19 protein-coding genes are annotated in these 24,638 nt (G+C 72.7%); 8 read left to right on the top strand and 11 right to left on the bottom strand.

Annotated elements, in window-relative coordinates:
• Positions 1-98: 98 nt before the first annotated feature.
• On the bottom strand, positions 99-1,274 hold the full coding sequence (locus ACFY8U_RS10210) for a CaiB/BaiF CoA transferase family protein (protein WP_389568140.1): 1,176 nt from the start codon (positions 1,272-1,274) through the stop codon (positions 99-101).
• Between the two features lie 136 nt (positions 1,275-1,410).
• On the opposite strand from ACFY8U_RS10210, the gene ACFY8U_RS10205 reads away from it, so the two are divergent.
• Positions 1,411-2,625 carry an acyl-CoA dehydrogenase family protein gene (locus tag ACFY8U_RS10205; protein WP_389568137.1) on the top strand — a complete coding sequence of 405 codons (1,215 nt, stop codon included), beginning with the start codon at positions 1,411-1,413 and terminating at the stop codon, positions 2,623-2,625.
• 16 nt (positions 2,626-2,641) lie between these two features.
• On the opposite strand, the gene ACFY8U_RS10200 is transcribed toward ACFY8U_RS10205, so the two are convergent.
• Positions 2,642-3,145: an FBP domain-containing protein gene (locus ACFY8U_RS10200; protein WP_389568134.1), complete on the bottom strand. Its 504-nt coding sequence runs from the start codon at positions 3,143-3,145 to the stop codon at positions 2,642-2,644.
• 71 nt (positions 3,146-3,216) lie between these two features.
• On the bottom strand, positions 3,217-4,599 hold the full coding sequence (locus tag ACFY8U_RS10195) for a DUF6777 domain-containing protein (protein WP_389568131.1): 1,383 nt from the start codon (positions 4,597-4,599) through the stop codon (positions 3,217-3,219).
• Positions 4,600-4,737: 138 nt separating this feature from the next.
• Here ACFY8U_RS10195 and ACFY8U_RS10190 point away from each other — a divergent pair, with 138 nt between their 5' ends.
• Positions 4,738-6,063, top strand: a complete 1,326-nt coding sequence (locus ACFY8U_RS10190) for a streptophobe family protein (protein ID WP_389568128.1) — start codon at positions 4,738-4,740, stop codon at positions 6,061-6,063.
• Between the two features lie 84 nt (positions 6,064-6,147).
• Here ACFY8U_RS10190 and ACFY8U_RS10185 read toward each other — a convergent pair whose 3' ends face one another.
• Positions 6,148-6,735, bottom strand: a complete 588-nt coding sequence (locus ACFY8U_RS10185) for a TetR/AcrR family transcriptional regulator (RefSeq protein ID WP_389568125.1) — start codon at positions 6,733-6,735, stop codon at positions 6,148-6,150.
• A gap of 111 nt (positions 6,736-6,846) precedes the next feature.
• Here ACFY8U_RS10185 and ACFY8U_RS10180 point away from each other — a divergent pair, with 111 nt between their 5' ends.
• Positions 6,847-7,755, top strand: a complete 909-nt coding sequence (locus ACFY8U_RS10180) for an NAD(P)-dependent oxidoreductase (protein ID WP_389568123.1) — start codon at positions 6,847-6,849, stop codon at positions 7,753-7,755.
• Between the two features lie 7 nt (positions 7,756-7,762).
• On the opposite strand, the gene ACFY8U_RS10175 is transcribed toward ACFY8U_RS10180, so the two are convergent.
• From ACFY8U_RS10175 to ACFY8U_RS10165, 3 genes are all read right to left on the bottom strand, one after another.
• Complete coding sequence (locus ACFY8U_RS10175; protein ID WP_361434022.1) at positions 7,763-8,767, bottom strand: serine/threonine-protein kinase; 1,005 nt, start codon at positions 8,765-8,767, stop codon at positions 7,763-7,765.
• Positions 8,767-9,441 carry a hypothetical protein gene (locus tag ACFY8U_RS10170; protein ID WP_389568120.1) on the bottom strand — a complete coding sequence of 225 codons (675 nt, stop codon included), beginning with the start codon at positions 9,439-9,441 and terminating at the stop codon, positions 8,767-8,769. Before ACFY8U_RS10170 ends, ACFY8U_RS10175 begins: the two co-directional genes overlap by 1 nt.
• Before the next feature lie 102 nt (positions 9,442-9,543).
• Positions 9,544-12,258, bottom strand: a complete 2,715-nt coding sequence (locus ACFY8U_RS10165) for an FHA domain-containing protein (protein ID WP_389568117.1) — start codon at positions 12,256-12,258, stop codon at positions 9,544-9,546.
• Positions 12,259-12,346: 88 nt separating this feature from the next.
• On the opposite strand from ACFY8U_RS10165, the gene ACFY8U_RS10160 reads away from it, so the two are divergent.
• The gene (locus ACFY8U_RS10160) at positions 12,347-12,967 is read left to right on the top strand and encodes a TetR/AcrR family transcriptional regulator (RefSeq protein ID WP_389568115.1); all 621 of its coding nucleotides are present in this window, start codon (positions 12,347-12,349) and stop codon (positions 12,965-12,967) included.
• A 26-nt stretch (positions 12,968-12,993) separates the two neighbouring features.
• Here the strand turns inward: ACFY8U_RS10160 and ACFY8U_RS10155 are convergent, their stop codons facing one another.
• The gene (locus ACFY8U_RS10155; RefSeq protein WP_389568112.1) at positions 12,994-13,800 is read right to left on the bottom strand and encodes a class II aldolase/adducin family protein; all 807 of its coding nucleotides are present in this window, start codon (positions 13,798-13,800) and stop codon (positions 12,994-12,996) included.
• Between the two features lie 140 nt (positions 13,801-13,940).
• Between ACFY8U_RS10155 and ACFY8U_RS10150 the strand changes: the two genes are divergently transcribed.
• Both ACFY8U_RS10150 and ACFY8U_RS10145 read left to right on the top strand, forming a co-directional pair.
• Positions 13,941-14,615 carry a ThuA domain-containing protein gene (locus ACFY8U_RS10150; RefSeq protein WP_389568109.1) on the top strand — a complete coding sequence of 225 codons (675 nt, stop codon included), beginning with the start codon at positions 13,941-13,943 and terminating at the stop codon, positions 14,613-14,615.
• A 290-nt stretch (positions 14,616-14,905) separates the two neighbouring features.
• Positions 14,906-16,297, top strand: coding sequence for an NADP-dependent succinic semialdehyde dehydrogenase (locus ACFY8U_RS10145; RefSeq protein WP_389568106.1), 1,392 nt, complete (start codon positions 14,906-14,908; stop codon positions 16,295-16,297).
• A 115-nt stretch (positions 16,298-16,412) separates the two neighbouring features.
• Here the strand turns inward: ACFY8U_RS10145 and ACFY8U_RS10140 are convergent, their stop codons facing one another.
• The gene (locus tag ACFY8U_RS10140; RefSeq protein WP_389568104.1) at positions 16,413-17,426 is read right to left on the bottom strand and encodes a PHP domain-containing protein; all 1,014 of its coding nucleotides are present in this window, start codon (positions 17,424-17,426) and stop codon (positions 16,413-16,415) included.
• A gap of 13 nt (positions 17,427-17,439) precedes the next feature.
• A complete protein-coding gene (locus ACFY8U_RS10135) occupies positions 17,440-19,527 on the bottom strand; it encodes a SpoIIE family protein phosphatase (RefSeq protein WP_389568101.1) in 2,088 nt (695 codons plus the stop codon).
• Positions 19,528-19,623: 96 nt separating this feature from the next.
• Here ACFY8U_RS10135 and ACFY8U_RS10130 point away from each other — a divergent pair, with 96 nt between their 5' ends.
• Positions 19,624-23,097 carry an ATP-binding protein gene (locus tag ACFY8U_RS10130; RefSeq protein WP_389568328.1) on the top strand — a complete coding sequence of 1,158 codons (3,474 nt, stop codon included), beginning with the start codon at positions 19,624-19,626 and terminating at the stop codon, positions 23,095-23,097.
• A 218-nt stretch (positions 23,098-23,315) separates the two neighbouring features.
• On the opposite strand, the gene ACFY8U_RS10125 is transcribed toward ACFY8U_RS10130, so the two are convergent.
• Positions 23,316-24,221, bottom strand: a complete 906-nt coding sequence (locus ACFY8U_RS10125; RefSeq protein WP_389568099.1) for a siderophore-interacting protein — start codon at positions 24,219-24,221, stop codon at positions 23,316-23,318.
• A 216-nt stretch (positions 24,222-24,437) separates the two neighbouring features.
• Between ACFY8U_RS10125 and ACFY8U_RS10120 the strand changes: the two genes are divergently transcribed.
• Positions 24,438-24,638, top strand: a complete 201-nt coding sequence (locus ACFY8U_RS10120) for a hypothetical protein (protein ID WP_361434042.1) — start codon at positions 24,438-24,440, stop codon at positions 24,636-24,638.

Raw genomic sequence — 24,638 nt, 5'->3', positions numbered from 1 at the left:
TCCGTCGTTCGGTCGTTCGGTCGTTCGGTCGTCCGGTCGTCCGGTCGTCCGGCCGTGCTGTCGGTTCCGTCGGTCTCCGACCTGATCCGTATATCTTCCTACGGACCCTCGGGTGAGCCTTCCAGCTCGGCGAGCAGCGACGCGGTGTGCTCTCCCAGTCGCGGGGGTGCGGCGCGGTAGGAGGGCGGGGTGACGCCGAGCGTGATCGGGTTGACGACCTGACCCGGGCCGGCCGCCCCGTCCGGGACCCGGGGCGCGAGGCCCAGCCGGTCGGCCAGGTCGAAGGCCGCGGCGAGATCGTTGATCGGCCCGCAGGGCACTCCGGCGGCGGTGAGTTCCTCGAACCAGCTGTCGGCGGGCCGTTCGGCGAGTGGACCGGCCAGCGCCGCCACCAGCTCCTCGCGGTGGGCGACGCGGGCGGTGTTGGTGGCGAAGCGCGCGTCGTCGGCGAGGCCGGGCAGACCGAGGCGTACGCAGAGCGCCCGGAACTGGCGGTCGTTCCCCACGGCGAGGACCAGGGGGCGGTCCTGCGCCTCGAACACCTCGTACGGGGCGATGCTCGGGTGCCGGTTGCCCATGGCCCGTGGGACGACACCGGCGCCGAGGTGGGCGGCCGACTGGTTGGTGAGCGCGGACAGGAGCGAGGTGAGCAGGGAGACTTCGACCCGCTGGCCTTCGCCTGTACGGTCCCGGTGCCGCAGGGCGGCGAGGACGCCCATGCCCGCGTGGAGGCCGGTGATCACGTCGACGAGCGCGACACCCGCCTTCGTGCCCTGCCCGCCCGGCTCGCCCGTCACGCTCATCAGTCCGCCCACGGCCTGGACGAGGAGGTCGTAACCGGGCAGACGGGCACCCTCCGCGGCGCCGAATCCGGTGACCGAGCAGTAGACGAGTCCGGGGTTGGACGCGCGTACGTCCTCGTAACCGAGACCGAGCTTCTCCATCGTGCCGGGCCGGAAGTTCTCCACGAGGACGTCGGCGCGGTCGACGATCGCCCGTGCCCTCGCCAGATCGGCCGGGTCGGTCAGGTCCAGCGCGACGGAGCGTTTGTTCCGGTTCACGCCGAGGAAGTACGTGGCCTGGCCGTCGGCGAAGGGCGGACCCCAGGCCCGGGTGTCGTCGCCGGAGCCGGGCCGCTCGATCTTGATGACGTCGGCTCCCAGATCGGCCAGCAGCATCGTCATGTACGGCCCGGCCAGCACGCGCCCGAAGTCGGCCACCACGATCCCGGACAGGGCCCCGGGGCCGGGCTTCACCTGCTGATCTGCGTGCATCAGGCTCTCCTCCGGGGGTGATCGGATCCAGCTGGAACGTACGCATCGGAGATCAGATATTCAATACTGGATCCAAAATCCGATCTGCCGATACGCTGCGGTACGCCGAGTAGCCGCACGAGCCTGGAGGCCGTCCGTGAAGCCGTCGCCGCAGTCGTCACAGTCGCCGAACGCGTCGAAGTCGACTCCCGTCCACCCCTTCGATCTGCTGGCGATCGACGGCCTGTTGAGCGACGAGGAGAGGGAGATTCGCCGGACCGTGCGCACCATGGCGGACAAGGAACTGCGCCCCCACGTCGCCGAGTGGTTCGAGTCGGGCGCCATCCCCGCGCGCGAACTCGCCAGGCAGCTCGGCGGCATCGGCGTCCTCGGCATGCACCTGGAGGGCTACGGCTGCGCCGGCACCAACGCCGTCGCGTACGGGCTGGCCTGCCTCGAGCTGGAAGCCGTGGACTCCGGGCTGCGCAGCCTCGTCTCCGTACAGGGCTCCCTCGCGATGTACGCCATCTGGAAGTTCGGCTCGGAGGAGCAGAAGCAGCAGTGGCTGCCCGGCATGGCGGCCGGCGAGTACATCGGCTGCTTCGGGCTCACCGAACCGGACGCGGGATCGGATCCCGGAGCCATGCGCACCCGCGCCCGGCGCGACGGCGACGACTGGGTGCTCAACGGCACCAAGATGTGGATCACCAACGGCTCGGTCGCCGACGTGGCCGTCGTCTGGGCCCGTACCGACGAAGGCGTCCGCGGCTTCCTGGTGCCCGCCGGCACCCCCGGCTTCAGCGCGCCCGAGATCAAGCAGAAGCTGTCCCTCCGCGCCAGCGTGACCAGCGAACTGGTCCTGGAGGACGTACGCCTGCCGGCCGACGCGATGCTGCCCGAGGCGCGTGGACTGTCCGGCCCGCTCGGCTGCCTCAACGAAGCGCGGTTCGGGATCGTGTTCGGCGCCCTCGGCGCCGCCCGCGACTGCCTGGAGACCGCCATCGCGTACGCCCGCGACCGGATCGTCTTCGAGCGGTCCCTCGCCTCCTACCAGCTGACCCAGCAGAAGCTGGCGGACATGTCCCTGGAGCTCGGCAAGGGCATGCTCCTCGCCCTCCACCTGGGACGCCTCAAGGACGCGGGCGGCCTCACGCCCGAGCAGGTCAGCGTGGGCAAGCTGAACAACGTACGGGAGGCGATCGCCATCGCCCGCGAGTGCCGCACCGTCCTCGGGGCGAACGGCATCACCCTGGAGTACCCGGTGATGCGCCACGCCAACAACCTCGAGTCGGTCCTCACCTACGAGGGCACCAGCGAGGTGCACTCCCTGGTCATCGGCAAGGCTCTCACGGGCGAGCAGGCCTTCCGCTGAGCCCGGCCGTGCCGCTTCAGCCCGCCGTCACCCTGGCGAGGAACGCGTCCAGGTTGCCGGTCGTCCGCTCGATCCGCTCCTCGACGGTGAGCGACTCCTCCTGGCGGCCGGCCCGCAGTTTCGGCTGGCGCTTGCCGCGGATGTAGAGGGAACAGGCCAGGTCGGAGCAGATGTAGATGCCGACCGTGTTCCCTTCGCGTCCGCGGCTGCCGGCGAGCGGCGCCGCGAGCAGGGTCACGCCCGACGAGGCGTGCCCCGTCAGGCAGACCTGGCACAGGCTGGACTTGACCGCGCTCGTGCGGCTCGTGGCGGGGACCCGCAGGGTGATGCCGAGCGGGCCGTCCTCACGGGCCACCACGAGGTGCGCGCGCAGCGGCGCGCCCGGGTCGACCCAGCCGAGGAAGTCGAGGTCCTGCCAGGGGAGCTCGGCGAAGTCCAGCGGGAGCTTGAGCCTGCTTGCCTCACCCTTCGTGCAGTTCACGAAGGACGAGCGGATCTGTCGGTCGGTGAGAGGTTCCACTCGGTGGACCGTACACGGATCGCGGGGGCCCGGGCATCCGGATATTTCCCGAGCCCCGTCGGGCGGTCGCCTCAGGAGACCGGCTGCGCGTCCATGGCGTGCGCGAAGGTTTCCTCGCCGGCGTCCGGCCCGGACTGTGGCGCCGGCGGCGAGCTGTCCGCCGGCCCCGGGCTGATCACGGAGGCCGACTGGTCCGTCGTGCCGCCGGTGGGCGGCCCGTCCGTGGCGGGCCCCGACGGCGTATCGGGCGACTCCGGTGAGACGGGCGCTTCCGGAGACGCTGGCGATTCCGGCGAGACGGGCGACTCGGGGACCGGCGGCGACGTGTTCGGGGAGATCGAGGGGGGCTCCGAGGTCGGGGAGCCCGTCACCGAGCCGGAGACCGAGGGCGACGGGGGAGCCGTCGGCGGGGACGTCGGCTTGTCCTGACGCCCCGTGTCGCCCGGCTCCCGGGCGAACCAGCCGTCTTTCTCGGGGTCGTACACGATGAAGACGTTGACCACGGTCACCGCGGGCGTCACGACGACCACCTGGGAGGGCTGGTACCCCGCCCACCGGGTGCCCGTCGTCTTCGGAGCCTGCTGGGCGACCGGCGGTGTCAGCGGATTGCCGCAGGCGCAGCGCACCCGGGGCACACCCCGGTCGTCGACGAGCACCGCGGTACCGGCCTGGAGGACCGCCTGGTACGAGGTGGGGGCGCCGTCCCTGAAGCCGTGGTTGGTCACCCGGGTGTCGACCCGTAGCTGAAGCGGGGTCAGTGCGCGCAGATACCCCGGGACTTCGTTGGCCGAGATGCCGAGGACCGAGGCGAAGGCCGCGTTCTTGGCGGGCTGGTCGGCGAGATAGCGCACCTGTTGCTCGACGTCGCAGCTCGCCACGTTCTGCGTACCGCCGTACAGGCCCGCCGCCGAACCCGACACGCTGCGCGTGGCGTTGGCGTCCCCGGACCTGGTCGCGCTGGGCAGCGGGGCGGGCGACTGCGAGGCGTCGGCGGCGCGGGCCGTCGACTTGGTGTACGGGTCGGGGCCGGTGGCGCTGGCGTTCTGCAGGAACACCTCGCCGCCCGCCGACCCTCCGCCGTCGCCCCCGTTGCCGTCCGGACGGGTGAGGACGACCACCAGGGCGATGGCCGCGACCAGGACGGCGGCGATCGAAGCGACCTTCGGTACGGAACGCCACCAGGGTCCACCGCCACCCCCTTGGCCGCCGCCGGCTCCCTCGTCCGGTCCGCCGGGTGTCCCACCACCACCGGTTCCGTCACCGCCGCCGGGTCCGCCCCCGCCGCCCGGTCCGCCCCCGGAACCGCCCGAACCGCCCCCCGAGGCGCCGCGCGGCGGCCCGGAGGGCGGTGGGGGGCCGACCGCTCCTGGTGTGGTGCTCGGGCCCGACAGCGGACCCGAAGGGGGACCTGAGGGGGGTACTGAGGGACGGTCGGACGGCGGGTGGGAAGTCACGTTTTTTCCCTTTCTTCCGTTCCGCGCCCATTGTGTGCGCGGAACGGGTGCCGCCCGCAAGCGGACGGCGTCCACCGGTGCGGCGGAGGTCGACCAGCTCTCCTGCGGAGATCAACCCCCGGCACTAGCGTGGGGAGCGTGAGCAGTCAGCTCCCCACCACACCCCGCCCGGCGCACGACGCCCAGCACCTCGCCCGTCACTGGGGCGAGGCATTGGCCGCCGTCCTCGCCGGCTTCGTCGCGATGGCGATCGTCGCCGCGTTCGGCCTCTGGGCCGCGGGCGCCGCCGATCTGCCCAGCGGCTTCGTGAACATCGTCGCCGCGGTCGTCGTCATGGCCGCGGGCGGCCAGATCGACCTCTCCGGTGACGCCGGCGCACTCGCCGGCACCAACGCCGAACTGACCGCGATGCCCCTCACGGTCACCCTGGTGGGCGCACTGGTCACCGGTTTCTTCTTTCTCCTCCCGTTGCGCCACCACGCCGTCGCCCGGACCCGGGACCTGCTCGCCCGGGCGGCACGCGTCGTCCTGCTCTGGCTGGCCGCGCTCGCCGGCCTCTCCGCCCTCGCCCGCCACGACTTTCCCGTCTCGGTCGGCGGCGGCGAGAGCCAGGACACGATGTCCGACCTCTTCGGCGAACTCCTCGACGCGGTGAACCCCACCGTGGGATTCCGCACCGACGTGGGACCCACCCTGTTCTTCGGGCTGCTGTGGATCCTCGGAGTCCTCCTCATCGCGCTGCTGGTCTCGCGCGGGACCCCGCTTCCGCCCCGACTCGTCCGCTACCACGAGGCCGTGCGGCCGGTCGCCTCCGCGATGCTGCTCCTGCTCCTCGCGTACGTGCTCGTCGGCCTGGTCATCGGGATCGTCGTGGCGGCCACCCGGGGCCACGCGGCCGAGACCCTCGCCGTGATCCTGCTGGGCCTGCCCAACGTCAGCTGGCTCGCCCTCGGCGTCGGCATCGGAGGCTCCTGGGAGGGGACCGTCGAAGGGCCGTTCGGGCTGCCGATGCCGCAGATCCTCGACTCGGTCCTGCGCACCGACACCGGCGGCCTCTCCACCGTGGACCTGTCGTCCCTCGCCTCGTACGACTCAAGGGCCTGGTGGCTGCTGCCGGTCGCGGCCGTCCTCGTCCTGGCCGTGGCCTTCGTGGCCGCCGTCCGTTCGCCCTCCCGGACTCGACTCTGGCAGCACGCGCTCCACCTGGGCATCGCCTTCGCCCTGACCATGCTGGTCGTCGCCCCGGTCACTCTGGTCGAAGCGCGCTTCGGGCTCTCCATCCTGGGCATCGGCGAGCTCGAATCCCTAGGAGGCCAGGTCGTGCTGCGCCCCCACGTCTGGAGGACGGCCGGCTTCGCCGCGCTCTGGGGGCTCGCCGCGGGCTTCCTCGGCGGGCTCCTCGCCTCCCGCGTCCACCGCCGCGGCGAGGTGGACCCCTCTCGGGAGAGGGCGCCGAAGGGCTGAGATGGTCAGCGGCCGTTCGACCGTCCTGAATTCATCGGACCCGTCGGACTCATCCAGCCACCGGAGTCACCGGAGTCACTGGGCTCACCGGTACGAGGCGACAAGGCGCGCCAGATGCCGCCCCGCGACCTCCAGAGGAATCGTGCTGCGGGCGGTCTGGGCCGCCAGCTCGGCGCCCTCCAGCGTGGCGATCACCGTGTGTGCCAGCTCCTCGGCGTCGGCCTCGGCGAACCCTGTGGCGGCCAGCCTCCCCGCGACCACCGCCCGCCACCGTGCGAACGCCTCTGCCGCCGCCTGCTGGATGGCGGGGGCGCTCGTCGCCGTACCCACGACCGTGGAGGTGACCGGACACCCGTCGAGCCAGTCGGATTCCCGCAGCCCCTGGGCGAGGGCCGTGGTGAGCGCGACGAGGGCCTTCTCCGGCTCCGACTCGGCGTCGAGCGCCTCGCGCAGGAATTCGGTGAACTCCTCGTCGCCGAGCCGCACGGCGGCGGTGCCGAGCTCCTGCTTGCCGCCGGGGAAGAAGTGGTACACGGACCCGAGCGTCGCCCCCGCCTCGCGGGAGATCTGCTTGATACCGGTGCCTTCGTAGCCCTGGCGCTGCATCAGGCGTGACGTCGTACGGACGATCCGCTGCCGGGTTCCGGCGGTCTCGGGATCAACGGGGGCCATGGTCTTCACCCGGTCACCCTACCTAACTTGAGCGATCGTTCTAGTGCTGTGCTACGTTCCTCACCAGATAGAGCGTTCATTCTAGTGACGCTCCCGGGGAAGGGGATCTTTGTGAGCACGTCTGCTGTGAACACCCTGTCCGTGACGGTCATCGGTCTCGGCCCGATGGGCCAGGCGATGGCCGGTGCCTACCTGGACGCCGGCTACCGCGTCACCGTCTGGAACCGCACCGCGCGGCGGGCCGACGATCTGGTCGCCAGAGGTGCGGTGCGCGCCGCCACCGTCGAGGAGGCGCTGACGGCCAACGAGGTGGTGGTGCTGAGTCTGACCGACTACGCCGCGATGTACGCCATCCTGGAGCCCGCCGCCGCGGCGCTGGAGGGCCGTGTCCTGGTCAACCTCAGCTCGGACACCCCGGAGGGGGCCCGCGAGGGGGCCGCCTGGGCGGAACGGCACGGGGCGAGGCACCTCACCGGCGGGGTGATGACGCCGCCGTCCGGTATCGGCTCGACGGAGTTCGACACCTACTACAGCGGCCCCCGGGACCTCTTCGAGGAGTGCGAGGCCACTCTGAAGGTGATCACGGGTACGGACTACCGCGGGGAGGACCCGGGGCTGGCCGCCCTCTACTACCAGCTCCAGATGGACCTCTTCTGGAACAGCCTGACCGCCTGGCTGCACACCGTGGCGCTGGCGAACGCGCATAGCATCGGCGCCTCGGAGATCAGGCCGTACGCGGTCCAGACGCTGGGCGGGATGGGTCGGTTCATCGACTTCTACACGCCGCGGATCGAGTCGGGTCAGCACGGCGGCGACGTGGAGCGGATCTCGATGGCCGTGGCGAGCATGGACCACGTCGTGCACACGGCGCGGGACGCGGGCGTGGACACGGCCCTGCCCGCCGCGACGCTGGAGGCGTTCCGGCGGGCGGCGGCCGAGGGCTTCGAGGAGGACAGCCTCACGCGACTGATCGCGGTGTTCGGGCGGGGCGGGACCGACGCCGCCGCGCCGGCGAAGTAGCCCTGGGTCAGGACCAGATCGCGGGTGGTGCCCGGAACACGGGGCGGGCCCAGGCCGGCGGCTCGGGCGGCGGGGACGGCGGCTCCGGCCCGAGCGGTCCGGTACGGCCGCCCGGGCCGGGTCCGCCCCGTTCCAAGGCCGCCCGCAGTGCCGCGACGAACTCCAGACACGTCCCGTAACGCTCCTCCGGGGCCTTCGCCAGAGCCTTCGCCAGCACCTCGTCCGCCGCCTCCGGCAGCTCAGGCCGTTCCGCCGACAGCGGGGGCGGCGGATCGTACTGGTGGGCCCAGAGCAGCGCCATGTCGTCGTCACGGCGGAACGGCGGCATTCCGGTGAGCGTCTCCTGGACCACGCACGCCAGGCTGTACACATCGCAGCGGCCGTCCACCGGCTTCCCCGAGATCTGTTCGGGCGCCACGTAGTCGAGCGTTCCGACGAACTGCCCGACCGTCGTCAGACCCGTCAGGGACAGGGACTTCTTCGTGAGTCCGAAGTCCGTGAGATAGACGTGTTCCGGATGGTCGCGGTCCGTGCCCTCGGCGACCAGGATGTTGCCCGGCTTCACGTCCCGGTGGACCAGGTCGTGGGCGTGCGCCGCGTCCAGCGCGGATGCCACCTGTACGGCGATCCGACCCGCCGTCACCGGTGGCAGCGGGCCCTCGCGGTCGAGGAGCGCCCGCAGATCCCGCCCCGCGACGAAACGCATCGCGATGTACAGCACGCCTTCCGTCTCGCCTGCCTCGAAAACCGGCACGATGTGCGGATGGTCGATCGCGGCCGCCACCCGCGACTCGTGGGCGAACCGTTTACGGAAGGTGTCGTTGCGGGCCAGTTCGGGCGCCAGCAGTTTCAGCGCCACGGTCCGCTCGAGCCGCAGATCGAGAGCCCGGTACACGACAGCCATCCCGCCACGGCCGATCTCGGCCTCCACCACATAGCCCGCGATCTGCTTGCCGATCAGCCCCGACTCCCGGCCGGCGGGCAGATCCGTGTTCCGCGCCGCGTCGGCCATCAGCTCTCACCCGGCTGGTTCGACCGGTTCACGACCCGGGTCGGCGGCGGTCCCGCGGGGCTCTCCGCCGGCTTGTCCCCCTCATCGATACGGGGCACCACCCGCGTCGGCTCGTGCCCGGCCTCCGCCACCTCGCCCTCCGGCGGGGCGGAGGCGGCCGAGGGGCCGGCCGAGGCCGCGTACGTGCTCAGTGCCTTCCCGTCGCAGTAGACCCAGCGCTCGTGCTCCGCGTCGAACAGCCAGAGCGAATCGCCGTCGACGACGATCCCCACCCGCAGTCCGTGCGTACGCCGCCCGAAGGTGTCTCCATCGGCCCGGCCGGCCGCCAGCTCCTCCGCCGCCCGCCGATAGCGGCCGAGCGACTCCTCCGCACGGGCGATCAGAGGGCGGGGGTCGGCGGTCCTGGCGAGCGCCTGACGGGCCTCCGGCGGATCCACGGGTACGGAGACGAGCAGGCGGGCATCGACCCACGCGGTCCAGCCGTTGGAGCAGAGGATCTGGCCCCAGTCTCCGACCCGGTCCGTGAGCTGCACGGGCAGGAACGCGTCGAGGGGCACGGTCGGCATGTCCGGATCGGGAGCCTCCCAGGTCGGCAGACCGTCGCGCGGCACGACATGGGTCGGCCGGAAGTCCGGAATGTCGTCCGGTACCGGGGGAGTGACCGGGATGCCCATGGGCCGCCTGCCTTCACTGTGCCGGATAGTGGGTTTCTGATCCTGGACAACTGATCCTGGATCTTGGATCCAATATCCAGGACGTCGGTCGGGGGATATCGGCTACTTCCGCATGATCACCGGCTCCTGGCGCCGCAGCAGCCGCGCCACGATGAAGCCGAGAACGAGACAGAGCACGACGAGCATCCCCATGTCGAAGAGCCACGCGCCCAGCGTGTGATCCATGAGCGGATCCGTCGTCTTGTCGCTCGGTGCGATCGCCCCGATGTCGATGGTCGCCCCCATCGCCGCGAACGCCCACCGCGACGGCACCAGCCACGCCAGCTGTTCGAGGACGGGCGTCCCGGTGACGGTCAGCAGCGCCCCGCAGAACACCACCTGCACGATGGCGAGGAGGACGAGCAGCGGCATCGTCACCTCCTCCTTGCGCACCAGGGCGGAGACGAACAGTCCGAGCATCATCGCCGTGAACGAGAGCAGCGCGACCGCGAGCGTGAGTTCCACGAGAGGCGGCATGAGCACGCCCTTGCCGTCCGGGACGTTCAGCGGCACCCCGATCAGCGCGACCAGCGTGAGAACCACCGCCTGGACGACCGTGATCGTGCCCAGCACCACGACCTTCGACATCAGATACGCCGAACGGCTCAGGCCGACGGCTCTCTCCCGCCGGTAGATCGTGCGCTCCTTCACCAGCTCCCGTACCGCGTTCGCCGCGCCCGTGAGCACCCCGCCGACACACAGGATCAGCAGGACGTTCAGCGTCGACTCGGGGTTGAGGCTGCCCTCGGACAGCGCCCGGGCCATCGCACCCATCACGAACGGCAGAGCGATCATGATGGCGATGAACGTCCGGTCCGCGGCGAGCGCCGCGGAGTAACGCCGGACGAGGGTACGGAGCTGGGAACCCCAGCTCTGCGCCTTGCGCGGCGGACCGGGCTCCGGCGCGGCCTCCGCGGACGGCAGCCCCGGCCGTTGCATCGCGTCGGCGATGTACCGCCGGTGCTGGCGGGAGGAACGGTACTGCTCCGCCCAGTCCCGTCCGCGGTCGGTCTCGAAGGCCTCGAACGCCTCCGGCCACTGGGCGAAGCCGAAGAAGTCCAGCGACTCGTCCGGCGGTCCGTAGTACGCGACGCGACCGCCGGGCGCGAGCACGAGCAGCCGGTCGCAGACGTCCAGGCTCAGCACACTGTGCGTGACGACGATGACCGTACGGCCGTCATCGGCGAGCCCGCGCAGCATGTGCATCACGGAGCGGTCCATGCCCGGGTCGAGCCCCGACGTCGGCTCGTCCAGGAAGAGCAGCGACGGCTTGGTGAGCAGCTCGAGGGCCACGCTGACCCTCTTGCGCTGGCCTCCGGAGAGGCTGTGGATGGGCTGATCCACGCGCTCTCCGAGGCCGAGTTCGCCGATCACCTCGTCCACCCGGGCCCGGCGCTCGTCTGCCGCCGTGTCCTCGGGGAAACGCAGCTCGGAGGCGTATGTCAGGGCCTTCTTCACGGTGAGCTGGAGGTGGAGGATGTCGTCCTGCGGTACGAGACCGATGCGCTGGCGCAGTTCCGCGTAGTCGCGGTAGAGGTCCCGGCCGTCGTAGAAGACCGTGCCGTGGTCGGCGGGGCGTTGACCGGTGAGCGCCCCGAGCAGCGTCGACTTGCCCGCCCCAGACGGCCCGACCACCGCGAGCAGGCACTTCTGCCCGACGGGGAAGGACACGCCCTCCAGGAGGGTCTTGCGGCCCTGGTCGACCGTGACGGCCAGATCCTGCACGTCGAGGGAGACCTCGCCGGTGTCGGTGAACTCGACGAGCTGCCCTCCGATGAGGCAGAACGCGGAGTGTCCGACGCCGACGATGTCGTCCGGGGTGACACGGGCTTCGGCGACGGGACGGCCGTTGAGGAAGGTGCCGTTGTGGCTGCCGAGGTCCTTGATCCAGTACGTGCCGTCGGCGTGCGCCTCCAGTTCGGCGTGGTGCCGGGAGACGACCAGGTCGTCGACGACGAGGTCGTTGTCGGGAGCGCGCCCGATCTGCACGGTGCGGGTCGGCAGCGGACGCACGGACGTCGGCTGCCGGAAGGTGCCGGTCGCCGCCGGATACGAGACCGAGGACGGCCGGGGCGGGGTCCGCGGCGGGGCGGGAGCCGGGGGCTCCGGGGTCGGTACGGGCCGGGGCGAAGGGGCCGGCTCCGGACCCGGTACGGGTGGAGGCGCCGGCGTCGCGGGCCCGGGCTCCCGCGCGGGGGCCTCGGGCGATCCGGCCGAGGGGGCCTCCGCGACGGGGGCTTCGCCGAAGGGTGTCTCGGCGGCGGGGGCTGCCACGGCCGGCGGATCCGCCTCGGAACGTATGGGCTCAGCGGGTACGGGTGCGGAGGGCTCGGGCTCGGGCGCCACAGGCGCGGGAGCCTCGGGCTCGGCACGTACCGGCGCCGGTCCCGGTTCCTCGGACGGGGCGCTCGGTTCCTCGGGTGGGGCCTTCGGCTCCTCGGGTGGGGCCGTCGGTGCCGCAGCCCCCGACAGGACGGCGCGAGGACCGTCTCCGGGGTGCCCGAACCGTATGACCGTCCCCGGACCGACCTCGCGCACGGCGATGCGGTGGCTGTCGGCGAAGGTGCCGTTCGTGCTGCCCTCGTCCGCCAGCGTCCAGTGGTCGCCGACGGCCCGGAGGACCGCGTGGTGCCAGGATGCTCGGTCGTCGTCGAGGACGATGTCACTGGTGGGGTCGCGCCCGATGCGGTAGACCCGGCTCGGACTCATCACGGTCGCGTCCCCGGCGATCTCGAGGACGAGCTCGGGTGCGGCGGGCGCGACGGGCCGCTGTCCCATGCGTGAATTTTATCGTCCGGCGCTGATCCGTGCCTGCGAGAGCCGCCGGTATCGTGGGCGCCTCCATGCGACCGAAGGAGGCTCACCCGTGCCGAAAGGTGTCACCAAGCGCCGTCCCCGGACGCGGGCAGCCCTGCTGAGAGCCGCTCTGGAGACCTTCGCCGAGCACGGCTTCCACGCCACCACGATCGAGCAGGTCTGCGAGCGCGCCGGCTACACCCGTGGCGCCTACTACTCGAACTTCGCCAGCAAGGAAGAGCTGTTCCTCGCCCTCTTCGACGAGCACAGCGAACGGACCGTACGGCGGCTCGCGGAGGCCGTCGACAGCCTCGCCGCCGAGGAGTACACCCTGGAGCGGCTCGCCGAACTCGCCTCCCGGATCGAACCGGACGAGCGCGACTGGTATCTCGTCACCACCGAGTTCACTCTGCACGCCATCCGGGACCGGCAGGCGGCCTGGGTGCTCGCCCGGCACGACGCCCGGCTGCGGGCCGAGATCGCCCGGGGCCTGACGGACGTACTGCGCCGGGCGGGACGCGAACTGACCGTGGACGCGGACCGGTTCGCCCGGATGCTGATCGCCGTGCGGGAGGGCGGACTCGCGCAGAGCTACGTCGAGCCGGAGGAGCTGCCGCCCGGTTCTCTCGAACGGGACTTCCTGGCACCCCTGCTGGCGGCGTCGACGCGGGAGATCGACGTCGAGAAGTAGGCGACAGGGCCGTGGCCGAGGGCAGGTCAGTCGAAGAGATCCGGGTCCGACGCCGTGATCTGGTCCCACAGCGGCCGTGCCTGGAACCAGCCGGCCAGCGGGGTGCCGACCTGGCCCCGGGTGATCAGCGCCGTCTCGCGGTCGATCGACTGCGGCGTACCGGCGGCCATCGCCAACAGCTGGGCCTGGCACGAGCGTTCCATGGTGACGAACCACCAGACGGCCTCGGCGACCGAGTGCCCGACCGTGAGCAGCCCGTGGTTCTTGAGGATGACCGCCTTGTGCCCGGCGAGGGCCTTGGCGACGCGCTTGCCCTCGTCCAGCTCGTTGACCACGCCGCGGTAGTCGTCGTAGATCCCGTGATCCTCGAAGAAGGCGCACGCGTCCTGCGTGATCGGATCGAGCGGGATGCCGAGGCTGGAGAACGCCTTGCCGTGCAACGAGTGCGAGTGCGCGGCGGCGATCGCGTCGGGCCGGGCCGCGTGCACCTGGGAGTGGATGACGAACGCGGCACGGTTCACAGGGCGGTCGCCGTGGAGCAGAGTGCCGTCGTGCCCGACGAGGATCAGGTCGGAGGCCTTGATCTGGCTGAAGCTCATCCCGAACGGGTTGACCCAGAAGGCGTCGGGGTTCTCCGGATCGCGGACGGTGATGTGCCCGGCGACCCCCTCGGAGAACCCGAACTTCCCGAAGAGCCGGAAACCCGCCGCGAGTTGCTCCTTGCGGTACCGGCGCTCCTCCTCGACCGTGTCGAAGGTGGGCGGCAGGGGGAGGGTGACACCTTCGGGCAACGGGCCCACGGCGGCGGCCAGGGCGGGCGGGAGAGTGCTCACGGGGGCTCCTCACGGCGGTGGAACGCGATGCCGCCAAAAGATACAGCGGTGTATCCGATTCGCCAATGGTTGCGGCGTGGGGGTACGGGTGGCTACGGTCGGGCCAGAAAGCGCTTTCCTCCTCCCAGGGAGACGACCTCGTGCCGACAGCGGACGTCCTGATCTACACCCGCACCGCCGGCTACCGCCACGACTCGATCCCGGCGGGCGCGAAGGCGCTAGCGGAGCTCGCGGGGGCGGCGGGACATGAGGCCGAGGTGACCGAGGACCCGGCCGCCTTCACACCGGAGCGGCTCGGGCGGTGCGCGGCGGTCGTCTTCCTCTCGACGACCGGCAGGGTCCTCGGCGCGCCCGGCCGGTCGGCCTTCGCGTCGTACGTCATGAGGGGCGGGGGATTCCTCGCGATCCACGCGGCGGCCAACGCGGAGCCGGACTGGCCCTTCTACGGCGAACTGCTCGGTACGCGCTTCGACGGCCACCCGGAGATCCAGCCGGGCGTGGTGTGCGTGGACGCGCCCGACCACCCCGGAACGGCCGCGCTGCCGGGCCGGTGGGCCTGGACGGACGAGTGGTACAACTTCACGTCGAATCCCCGGGACGAGGGCGTACGGGTCCTGGCCCGCGCGGACGAGTCGACGTACCGGGGCGGCACGCTGGGCGCGGACCACCCCCTGGTGTGGTGCCGCGAGGCCGGCGACGGCCGGGTCTTCTTCACGGCGCTGGGGCACGCGGCGGAGGCGTACGAGGACCAGACGTTCCGGGAGCATCTGGCGGGCGCGCTGAGCTGGGTTTCCGGCGGGAGCGCCGCTCCCTGAGGCTCTGACCGTACGGGACGGCCCGCATCCCCCGAGCGACGGCGACCGTCCGCCCGCAGCCCCTGTCCCACGGCGGCCGGTCTCCGCCCGCGTCCGGCGCGCCGGATACGGGACCGGCCCGTCCCCGCCCCGCCCCGCCCGCGTCCGCAGTGCCGCCGTGACCGCCCCGCCCGCCCCCGGGCGACCGCCCTCTCGCAGGCAGAATCTCACCCCCGTGCCCCCTCCCCGATTGCGATCGGCCGCCGGGCGCGGGAGGGTGCCTGTGGGGCGGACGGGCAGGAGGAGACCGCATGGCCATCGCCACCGTGAATCCCGCCACGGGCGAGACACTGCGAACGTACGACGCGCACGGGCACGACGAGGTCGAGCGGCGGATCGACGCCGCGCACGAGACCTTCCGGCAGTACCGCACCACCACCTTCGCCGAGCGCGCCCGCCTCATGCGCCGTGCCGCCGATCTCCTCGACGAGGACGCCGAGGACGTCGCCCGCACGATGACCACCGAGATGGGCAAGACGATCAAGGCCGCGCGCGCCGAGGCCGCCAAGTGCGCCAAGGCCATGCGCTGGTACGCCGACCACGCCGAGGCGCTGCTCGCCGACGAGCACCCCGCCCCGGGAGACGTCCGGGACTCCGGCGCCGACACGGCCCGTGTCCACTACCGTCCCCTGGGCACGGTCCTCGCCGTCATGCCCTGGAACTTCCCCCTCTGGCAGGTCATCCGGTTCGCCGCGCCCGCCCTCATGGCCGGCAACACCGGTCTCCTCAAGCACGCCTCCAACGTGCCCAGGACCGCCCTCTACCTCGGTGACCTCTTCCGCCGCGCCGGCTTCCCCGAAGGCTGCTTCCAGACTCTGCTCATCGGGTCCGGCGCCGTCGAGTCCGTCCTGCGCGACCGCCGGGTCGTCGCCGCCACCCTGACCGGCAGCGAGCCCGCCGGACGCTCGGTCGCCGCCATCGCGGGCGACGAGGTCAAGAAGACGGTCCTGGAGCTGGGCGGAAGCGACCCGTACATCGTCATGCCCTCCGCGGACGTGCCGCGCGCCGTCAAGACCGCCGTCACCGCCCGCGTCCAGAACAACGGTCAGTCGTGCATCGCGGCCAAGCGCTTCATCGTCCACGGCGACGTCTACGACGACTTCGCCGAACGCTTCACCGCCGCCATGACCGCGCTGACCGTCGGCGACCCCCTCGACGAGTCCACCGACGTCGGCCCGATCGCCACCGAGCAGGGCCGCGCCGACCTGGAGGAACTCGTCGACGACGCCGTGGAGAAGGGCGCGACGGTCCTCTGCGGCGGCGCCCGTCCCGACGCGTTCCCGCGCGGCTGGTTCTATCAGCCGACCGTGCTCACCGGCATCACGCCCGAGATGCGCATCCACCACGAGGAGGCCTTCGGCCCGGTCGCCACGCTCTACCCGGTGAGCGACATCGAGGAGGCCGTGGCCGTCGCCAACGACTCGCCGTTCGGTCTCAGTTCGAACGTCTGGACCCGTAATGACGAGGACATCGCCTTCTTCGTACGGGACTTGGAGGCGGGCGGTGTCTTCGTGAACGGTATGACGGCCTCCCACCCCGCGCTTCCGTTCGGCGGTGTGAAGCGCTCCGGCTACGGCCGCGAGCTCTCCGGACACGGCATCCGCGAGTTCTGCAACGCGACCACCGTCTGGCAGCGCACCTGACCCTCGTCCGGCGGGGGGGGGCACCTGACCCTCGTCCGGCAGCGCACGCGACCACCGTCCGGCAGGGCACGCGAGCCACCGTCCGGCCCCCACGCCGCGTGGCGCGGGACCCGTCCTACCGGTCCCGGGTCCACGCCAGCAGCTGCTCCGCGGGCCAGGTGTTGATCACCCGCTCCGTCGGCACCCCGCACTCCTCCGCCCGCGCGCACCCGAAGATCTGCCACTCCAGCTGGCCCGGCGCGTGCGCGTCCGTGTCCACCGCGAACCAGACGCCTGCCTCCACCGCCTGACGCAGCAGCCGACGCGGCGGATCGAGCCGCTCCGGGCGGCTGTTGATCTCCACCGCCGTCCCCGACTCGGCGCAGGCCGCGAAGACCCGCTCCGCGTCGAAGACCGACTCGGGCCGCAGCCGGCCCCCGCTGACCAGCCGCCCGGTGCAGTGACCGAGGACGTCCATCAGCGGATTGCGTACCGCCTTCTCCATCCGCCGCGTCATCGCCGGAGCGTCCATCCGCAGCTTGGAGTGGACCGAGCCGACCACCACGTCCAGCCGGTCGAGCAGCTCCGGCTCCTGGTCCAGCGAACCGTCCTCCAGGATGTCGCACTCGATCCCCGTCAGCAGCCGGAACGGCGCCCACTCCTCGTTCAGCCGCTCCACCACGTCCAGTTGCTCGCGCAGCCGCTCGGGAGAGAGACCGCGGGCCACCTTCAGGCTGGGCGAATGGTCCGTCAGGACGGCCCACTCGTGCCCGATCCGCGCCGCCGTCCGGCCCATGTCCTCGATCGGGCTGCCGCCGTCCGACCACTCCGAGTGCAGATGACAGTCACCCCGCAGCGCGGCCCTGAGGGTCTCGCCGCCGTTGGCCTCCGGCACGGGGATCTCGGCCTCCAGGCGCTCCAGATACTCCGGAATCCGCCCCTCGAGGGCCTCCCGGATCACCGCCGCCGTCTTCGGCCCGATGCCCTTGACCGACTCCAGAGTCCCGGCCGCCGCACGCTGTCGCGCCTCGCCGTCCCCCATGGCCCCGACGGCGGCGGACGCGGTACGGAACGCCCGTACGCGGTACGTCGGCGCCTGCGAGCGCTCCAGGAGGAAGGCGATCCGGTCCAGTGCCGCAACGGGGTCCACAGCCGCTCCTCACTCACCCTCGGGCGGACGGCTCGGGCACGGCCTCCGCGTGCACCGGGCCGATCTCGCACCACACCGCCTTGCCCTCACCACGCGGCTCCACGCCCCACCGTGACGCGAGCGCGTCGAGCAGCATCAGTCCGCGCCCCGAGGTCGCCGCCTCGCCCGGTGTACGCCTGCGGGGCCAGGCGCTCGACCGGTCCTGCACCGACAGCCGTACCCGCCGGACCGGCTCCGGCAGCACCTCCAGCGTGAGCACCGCGCCGCCCTCGGTGTGCAGCAGTACGTTGACGAGCAGCTCGCCGGTCAACAGCTCTGCATCATCGGCGAGTTCGGCCATGTTCCAGTCCCGCAGCGCCTGCCCCACCGCCGCCCGCGCGTCCGAGAGGCCCTGCGGATCGGCCTGGTGGATGTACTGGTGGATGCGCGGCGCCCGCGGCGTGCCGGGGTCGGGGCTGCGTCGCAGCACGAGCAGCGCCACGTCGTCGCCCGCGCCCCAGCGCTCCCACAGCTGCTCCGACAGATGGTCCGCGAGCGCCTCCGCCTGCGGCGGTCCGCTGCTCATCGCCGACGACAGCGCCTCGAGGCCGGACTGGATGTCCGAGCCCGGCTGTTCGACGAGCCCGTCCGTGCACAGCACCAGCGTCTCGCCCGGTACGAGGTCGAGCCGGGTCTCCGGGAACTCCTCGTCCCCGAACACGGTCGCCAGCCCCAGCGGCAGCCCGCCGCGAAGCTTCGGCTGCCCGACCCGGCCGTCCGTGTGCCGGATCAGCGGCCCCAGATGGCCGGCCCGCACCGCGCGCAGGGTCCCGGTGCCCAGGTCGACCTGGGCGTAGGTGCAGGTCGCGAACCGGTTGGTGTCCAGCTCGGCGAGGAAGCGGGAGGCACGTGCCAGTACGGTCGAGGGCGCGTGGCCCTCACCCGCGTACGCCCGCAGCGCGATGCGCAACTGGCCCATGATCGCGGCCGCGTGCGTGTCGTGCCCCTGGACGTCCCCGACGACGATCCCGACCCGGCCCCGGGGCAGTGCGATCACGTCGTACCAGTCACCGCCGACCTGCCGTCCGCTCCACGCCGCGTGGTAGCGGACCGCGATCTCGCCGCCGGAGATCGCCGGGATACGGCGCGGCAGCATCGTCTCCTGCAGCCCGGTCGCCAGCTCCCGCTCCTCGTCGAAGAGGATGGCGCGCTGGAGGGACTGCGCGACGATCGCGGCGAGCCCGAGCAGCAGGTTGCGTTCGTCGGCGTTGAACGACGAGCGGCGCCGGTAGAACAGCGCCATCCCGCCGAGCGAACGTGCCTGGGCGACGAGCGGCAGATAGCAGGCGGACTTGAACCTCAGGCGTTCGACGTACGGCGCGAGTTCGGGGAAGTCACGCCCGATGGTGGAGAACGACGGCACGAACCGGGGCCGCCCGCTCAGCACCGTCTCGGCGAGCGGCAGGCCACGGTCGAGGCGGCGCTGGCGGAAGTCGTTCAGGGCGTCCAGAGACTCCCCGCTGAGCGCGATGATGTTGAGCGAGCCGTTCTCCACCAGGCCGAGCGCGAGCCCGTCCGCGCCGAGCCGGGCGAGCCCGCCGGGCCCGGTCATCGCCGCCGTCACGTCGTCGACCGTCACGGCCCGCGACAGCGCGTGCGTGGTCCGCTCGACGATGCTCGTCTGGACCTCGCGGCGCTTCTCCAGATCGAGGACGAACTCGGAGTGCGCGACCTCGGTGGTGGTGTCCCGGACGATCCCCACGATCCGGTGCGCCATGCCGTCGGCCGTCCGCAGAATCCGTGCCTGCACATGCGTCCACTGGGGTGTACCGTCCTCGTCCTCCGTCTGGAAGTGCGCGGAGTACGAGGTTTCGCCACTGGTGATCGCATGGCGGATCACCTGGTCGAGGCGGGCGCGCTCCTCGGCGTCGAGGCGCTGGACGAGCGTGGCGGGGCGCCCGTCGAACCCGCCCGAGTCCAGCCCGAAGACCAGCAGCCCGGCCTCGTCGACGTCGATCGTGCCCGTGTCGAGATCCCAGTCGAAGCTGCCGGTCCGGTTCATGGCGAGCCGTTCGGTGGGCCCGATCTCGCCACTGTGCGTGCGCCGGTCGTCATCGGTCATCCTCACCATTGTCGAACCCGCACCCCTCCGACGCCATGGCGGCGACACACCGCGTGCCGGAGTTGTGACCGAGCGGGGGAGAATGGGCCGGTGATCATCGCGTACCGCGTCCTCGGCCCCTGCCGGGCCAGGCTTGCAGACGGCCGGGAGGCCCAGCTCGGCGGCGCCCGGCTGAGGGCCCTCTTCGCGGCGCTGGCCGCCGCCGGCGGGCGCGACGTCCGGACGGGTGAGCTGATCGAGCTGATCTGGGAGGACAACCCGCCCGGGGACGGAACCGAGGCGCTCCAGGCACTGGTCGGGCGGCTGCGCCGGGTGCTGGGACGGGACGCCGTGGTCTCGCTCACCGGTGCGTACCGGATCACGGCCGAGCCCGAGGACGTGGACCTGTACGTGTTCGAGCGGCTGGCCGCCGAGGGGGCCGCGGCACTGGCGGCGGGGGACGCGGTGCGGGCGGCGCGGCTGCTCGACGACGCGCTCGGGCTGTGGCGCGGGCCAGCGCTCGCCGATCTGCCGGGCCGGGACGGCGAGCCTCTCGTCGTACGTGTCGAACAGCGCCACGCGCAGGCCCGCAGGGACCGGCTCGCCGCTGCCGTTGCCCTGGGCCAGGCCGGGACGGCCCTCCCCCCGCTGGAGGCCCTGGCCGCGGAGCACCCCATGGACGAGCCCCTCCAGGCGCTCCGCATCCGCGCCCTGCGGGCCGCGGGCCGCACGGCCGAGGCGCTGAAGGCCTACGAGGAGGTCCGTACCCTCCTCGCCGAACGCCTGGGGGCGGATCCAGGGAGTGAACTGCGCGCGCTGCACGCGGAGTTGCTTGCCGGTGAGACGTCGGAGGTGCGCCCACCTCCGCGTCTTCCCGCCCGGCTGACCTCCTTCGTAGGGCGCGGAAGTGAACTCGAAGCCCTGGTGGCCGAGGTGGCCGAGCGGCGTCTTGTCACCCTGCTCGGGCCCGGCGGCGTGGGCAAGACACGGCTGGCCCTGGAGGCCGCCGAAGGCGTGGCGGAGCGGGAGCCGGACGGGGTCCGCATCGCCGAACTGGCCTCCGTGCGCGAGGAGTCCGACGTCGCCGACGCCGTCCTCACGGCACTGGGCGGCCGCGAGACGCAGCTGTGGGCCGGTCCCGCCCGTGACGCGCTCACCCGGATCGTGGAGTACTGCGCGTCGCGCCGGCTGCTCCTCCTCCTGGACAACTGTGAGCACGTGGTGGGCGCGGCGGCGGAGCTGGTGGAGCAGGTGCTCGCGCGCTGCCCGGGAGTGACGGTTCTGGCGACGAGCCGCGAACCGCTGGGCGTACCGGGGGAGTTCGTACGAGCGGTGGAGCCGCTGCCGCAGGACACCGCGCTGCGGCTCCTGGGGGACCGGGGTGCGGCCGCCCGTCCCGGCTTCGACCCGGCCGGCGACCCCGAGGCGTGTGCCGAGATCTGCCGGCGGCTGGACGGTCTCCCGCTCGCGATCGAGCTGGCGGCCGCGCGGCTCAGGCTGCTGTCCCCGCGCCAGATCGCCGACCGCCTCGACGACCGATTCCGGCTCCTGACCTCGGGCGCGCGTACGGTCCTGCCCAGGCAGCAGACGCTCCGGGCGGTGGTCGACTGGTCCTGGGACCTCCTGACCGAGCCCGAACGCGCCGTGTTGCGCCGTATGTCGGTGTTCTCGGGCGGCTGCGACCTGTCGGCGGCGGAGGCGGTCTGCTCGGCGGGAGACGACGGGGTGTCGGGGCCGGGCGGTTCGGCGAGGGCCGGGGCGCCCGGGCCGGGTGGTTCGGTGGACGACGGGGCGTCCGGGGCGGGTGGCTTGGTGGACGATGGGGCGTCGGGGCCGGGCGGTTCGGCGGGGCGTACGGGTGGTGGTGCCCACGGTTCGGGGGCAGGCCGCTCGGCCGACGCCGTGGTGGACCCGGGTGCTCCGGCCGCCGGTGTCCGCGTCGGGGCCGTGACGTCGAGGGGCGACGTGCTCGAGCTGCTCGGCTCGCTCGTCGACAAGTCGCTCGTCGTCGCCGCGCCCGGCGACGACGCGAGCATGCGCTACAGGCTCCTGGAGACGGTCGCCGAGTACGCCGGCGAGCGCCTCGACGAGGCCGGGGACCGGGGTGACGCCGAGTGGCGGCACCTCGTCCACCACCGGGAGTTCGCCCGCACCGGGGACCCGGCACTCCGGGGGCCCGGGCAGGACGTCTGGCTGCGCCGATTCGAGCGCGAGCACGACAACCTGACGGCCGCCCTGCGGACCGCCGTCGACCGCGGCGAGGAACAGGAAGCGCTCTGTCTCGTCCACTCCATGAGCTGGTTCTGGCAGCTGCGCGCCCGGCAGACCGACGCCCGCGTCTGGTCCCACGCCGCGGCCGCCCTCGGCCCCGACCCGTTCGCGCCACCCGTACGGCCCGCCCTGCCGCTCGCGGACCGCTGCACCGACACGCCGCCGCCGTGGTCCGAGGAACAGCTGTGGGAGGCGCGACGAGGGTGCCGGCTGCTCGTGCTCGCGTCCGAGGGCGGCGAGGGCGCCACCGCGCTCCAGCGGCCCGGGATCCGCGCCCGCCTCGACGCCGTCGTCTCCGCGTACCGCCCCGGCCTGCCGCAGAACTGCCGCCAGCCGGGAACCATGTGGTTCTTCGCCCGCCTGATGACAGGCGAGTTCCACGATCTCGACGAGACCCTCGGCGCCCTCCTCGCCGCGTGCCGTACCGAGGGCTTCGACTGGGAACTCGCCTTCACCCACCTCGTACGGGCCAAACTCCTCGGTGGCCGCCCCGACGACGCCGAGGCGGCGCTCACCCGCTTCGAGCGGCTCCAGGACGCCTGGGGCATCGCCGAATCCCTCTCCGCGCGCGGCGAGGCCTACGAGCGGTCGGGCCGTCTCGCCGAGGCCGTCGCCGACTTCGAGCGGGCCGCGCACGCCACCGCGGGCCTCGGCGCCCGCTCCCAGCTCCCCGCCTTCAAGGCCAGGCTCGCCGCCGTACGGCTGAGGATCCCGTCCGACGACTCGGCGCGGTCGGCGGCCGAACAGCTCCTTGTCGAAGCCGCCGAGGAGGCCTCGACGGAGCCCGGCGGAGAGCCGGTCAGCCCGGCTCGGCTGCTCCTTGCCCAGCACTACGGACACACCGGACGCACCGCCCTCGCTCGGGAACAACTCGACCGGATGGAGGAGGAGTTCAGCAGCGACACGCCCGACCTCTTCATCGGCCTGACGGGGGGACTGCGCGGCTGGCTCGCGTGTCTCGACGGCGCGTACGCCGAGGCCGCCGCGAGGCTGACCCGTTCCGTGAGGGACGTGGAGAGCCTCGCCTACCTGGTGGCCCCCTATCTCGTGGTCGGTCAGTTCGCGACGGCCGCCTGGGCCAGGGCGGGACTCGGCTCGCCGAGCGACGCCGAGGACGGCGCCCGTCTCCTGGGCGCGTACGACGCCCATGCCGCGGACCCGGGCGGCGGGGGTTTCCGCCCCCTCACGGAGCAGACCGAGTCGTCGGTACGGGAACGCGCGGAGGACGCGCTGCGCGCGGTTCTGGACCCGGAGACGTACGAGCAGCGGTACGCGGAAGGCCGCGGCCTCTCGGTGAAGGAGGCCGCGGCACTGGTCTGAGACGTGAGGCTGCGCAGGCCGCTGCCGGGGTGGCGGGCCGCTCCACCGCCGACCGCCCGGGGCTCAGGCGGCCCACGGCCGCCCACCTGGGGGGCTTCAGGCGACTGGCCCCGCCCGCCTGGGGGGCTTCAGACGATCGCCCGCCGCCCACCTGGGGGCTTCAGGCGACCGCCCGCCGCCCGCCTGGTTTCAGACGACCGGCCCCCGCCCGCCTGGCTTCAGGCCGCCCCACCACCACCGTCGCCGCCGCCCGCCGCCTTCAGGCGCTCCCGGGCCTCGGCCAGGTCCTCTGGCGTCGGCGCGTCGTCCTGGGTGAGGCGGTGCCGCCAGTACCCGGTGAAGTCCACGGCGCGCCTGTCGTACCCCCGCTCCTCGACCAGGTGGCGCCGCAGCGCCCGTACGGCCCCGGCCTCACCCGCCAGCCAGGCGTACGGCTTCCCGGACGGCAGCGTGGCCCGGCGTACCGCGTCGACCACCGCCTCGGACCCCGAGGCCTCACCGTGCAGCCAGTGCACGCTCAGCGCGCCGTCCGTCACCAGGGCCTGCTCCTCGGTGGCGTCGGCGACCTGGACGTAGGCGACGGCCCGGTGCCCGGGCGGGAGTGCCTCGACGACCGTGGCCAGCGCGGGGAGCGAGCAGCCGTCGGCGGCGAGCAGCGTCCAGTCCGACGCGCCGAGGGGGATCGGCGTGGCGAAGTACGCCGAGGGTCCGAACATCCCGAGCGTGTCGCCAGGCCGCGCGGCCCGTGCCCAGCGTGTCGCGGGGCCTTGGTGCGCGCGGCCGCCCGCGCCGTGCAGGTAGAAGTCGATGTCGACGGTCCCGGCCGCCGGGTCGTGGGCGCGGATCGTGTAGCTGCGCATCCAGGGGCGCTCGGCCTCCGGGATCGCCCCGTACGCCGCGTACCAGCGCATGATGTCGCCGTCCGGGTCGGGGGCGGGCAGCACGGGCTCGGTCTGGCGGGGGCGCGGGAAGTAGAGCTTCACCTGCTGGTCGGGACCGGCGAGCGTGAGGCCGACGAGGGCCTCGCCGCCGAAGGTGACCCGCAGCATGCGCGGGGTGACGGAACGTACGGCAGTGACTCGGATTCGGCGGAGGGGGAAGGGATCGGGCTCGGGCCGGGACATGGGGGCTCCTGTTCGACGGCGTGTCCACGTCGGCGCGTGGAGGTGGTGGCCGGCCACCACCCTCCCGACGCGCGCCGACACGCACCCGACACGACGAGGGGCCGGTGCGTGTCACCCGCCCCGCACCGCCTCACGCCGGCCCCGATCCGGCCCGGATGCGATCCCGGGACCCGGACACGAGAATGGCCGGTACCGAAAGAACTCCTAGGAGGCGGCATGAACGCTGAGTCCGACAAGACATCTCCGGGGGACAGCCCGACGCCCGACCGCCTCTTGCATGCCGGGTCGGAGGGCGAATACACGGCTGAGGACCTGGTCCTCGCCTCAGGTCGTGACGTGAATCCGAAGAGCCTCGCGTGGGCGGAGCGCCGCATGGCGGAGAAGGGACGCGCCTCCCTGGACGAGCTCCTGCCCTGA

Source organism: Streptomyces sp. NPDC012508 (genome assembly GCF_042902595.1).
Classification (GTDB): domain Bacteria; phylum Actinomycetota; class Actinomycetes; order Streptomycetales; family Streptomycetaceae; genus Streptomyces.
This window is presented reverse-complemented; position numbering and strand designations above follow the sequence as displayed.

What these genes read in the sequence shown, in the direction of transcription:
- ACFY8U_RS10120 (WP_361434042.1), top strand. Translation starts at nt 24,438, where the DNA reads ATGAACGCTGAGTCCGACAAGACATCTCCGGGGGACAGCCCGACGCCC.
- ACFY8U_RS10210 (WP_389568140.1), bottom strand. Translation starts at nt 1,274, where the DNA reads ATGCACGCAGATCAGCAGGTGAAGCCCGGCCCCGGGGCCCTGTCCGGG.
- ACFY8U_RS10135 (WP_389568101.1), bottom strand. Translation starts at nt 19,527, where the DNA reads ATGACCGATGACGACCGGCGCACGCACAGTGGCGAGATCGGGCCCACC.
- ACFY8U_RS10175 (WP_361434022.1), bottom strand. Translation starts at nt 8,767, where the DNA reads ATGGCCGACGCGGCGCGGAACACGGATCTGCCCGCCGGCCGGGAGTCG.
- ACFY8U_RS10145 (WP_389568106.1), top strand. Translation starts at nt 14,906, where the DNA reads ATGGCCATCGCCACCGTGAATCCCGCCACGGGCGAGACACTGCGAACG.
- ACFY8U_RS10185 (WP_389568125.1), bottom strand. Translation starts at nt 6,735, where the DNA reads ATGGCCCCCGTTGATCCCGAGACCGCCGGAACCCGGCAGCGGATCGTC.
- ACFY8U_RS10165 (WP_389568117.1), bottom strand. Translation starts at nt 12,258, where the DNA reads ATGGGACAGCGGCCCGTCGCGCCCGCCGCACCCGAGCTCGTCCTCGAG.
- ACFY8U_RS10170 (WP_389568120.1), bottom strand. Translation starts at nt 9,441, where the DNA reads ATGGGCATCCCGGTCACTCCCCCGGTACCGGACGACATTCCGGACTTC.
- ACFY8U_RS10125 (WP_389568099.1), bottom strand. Translation starts at nt 24,221, where the DNA reads ATGTCCCGGCCCGAGCCCGATCCCTTCCCCCTCCGCCGAATCCGAGTC.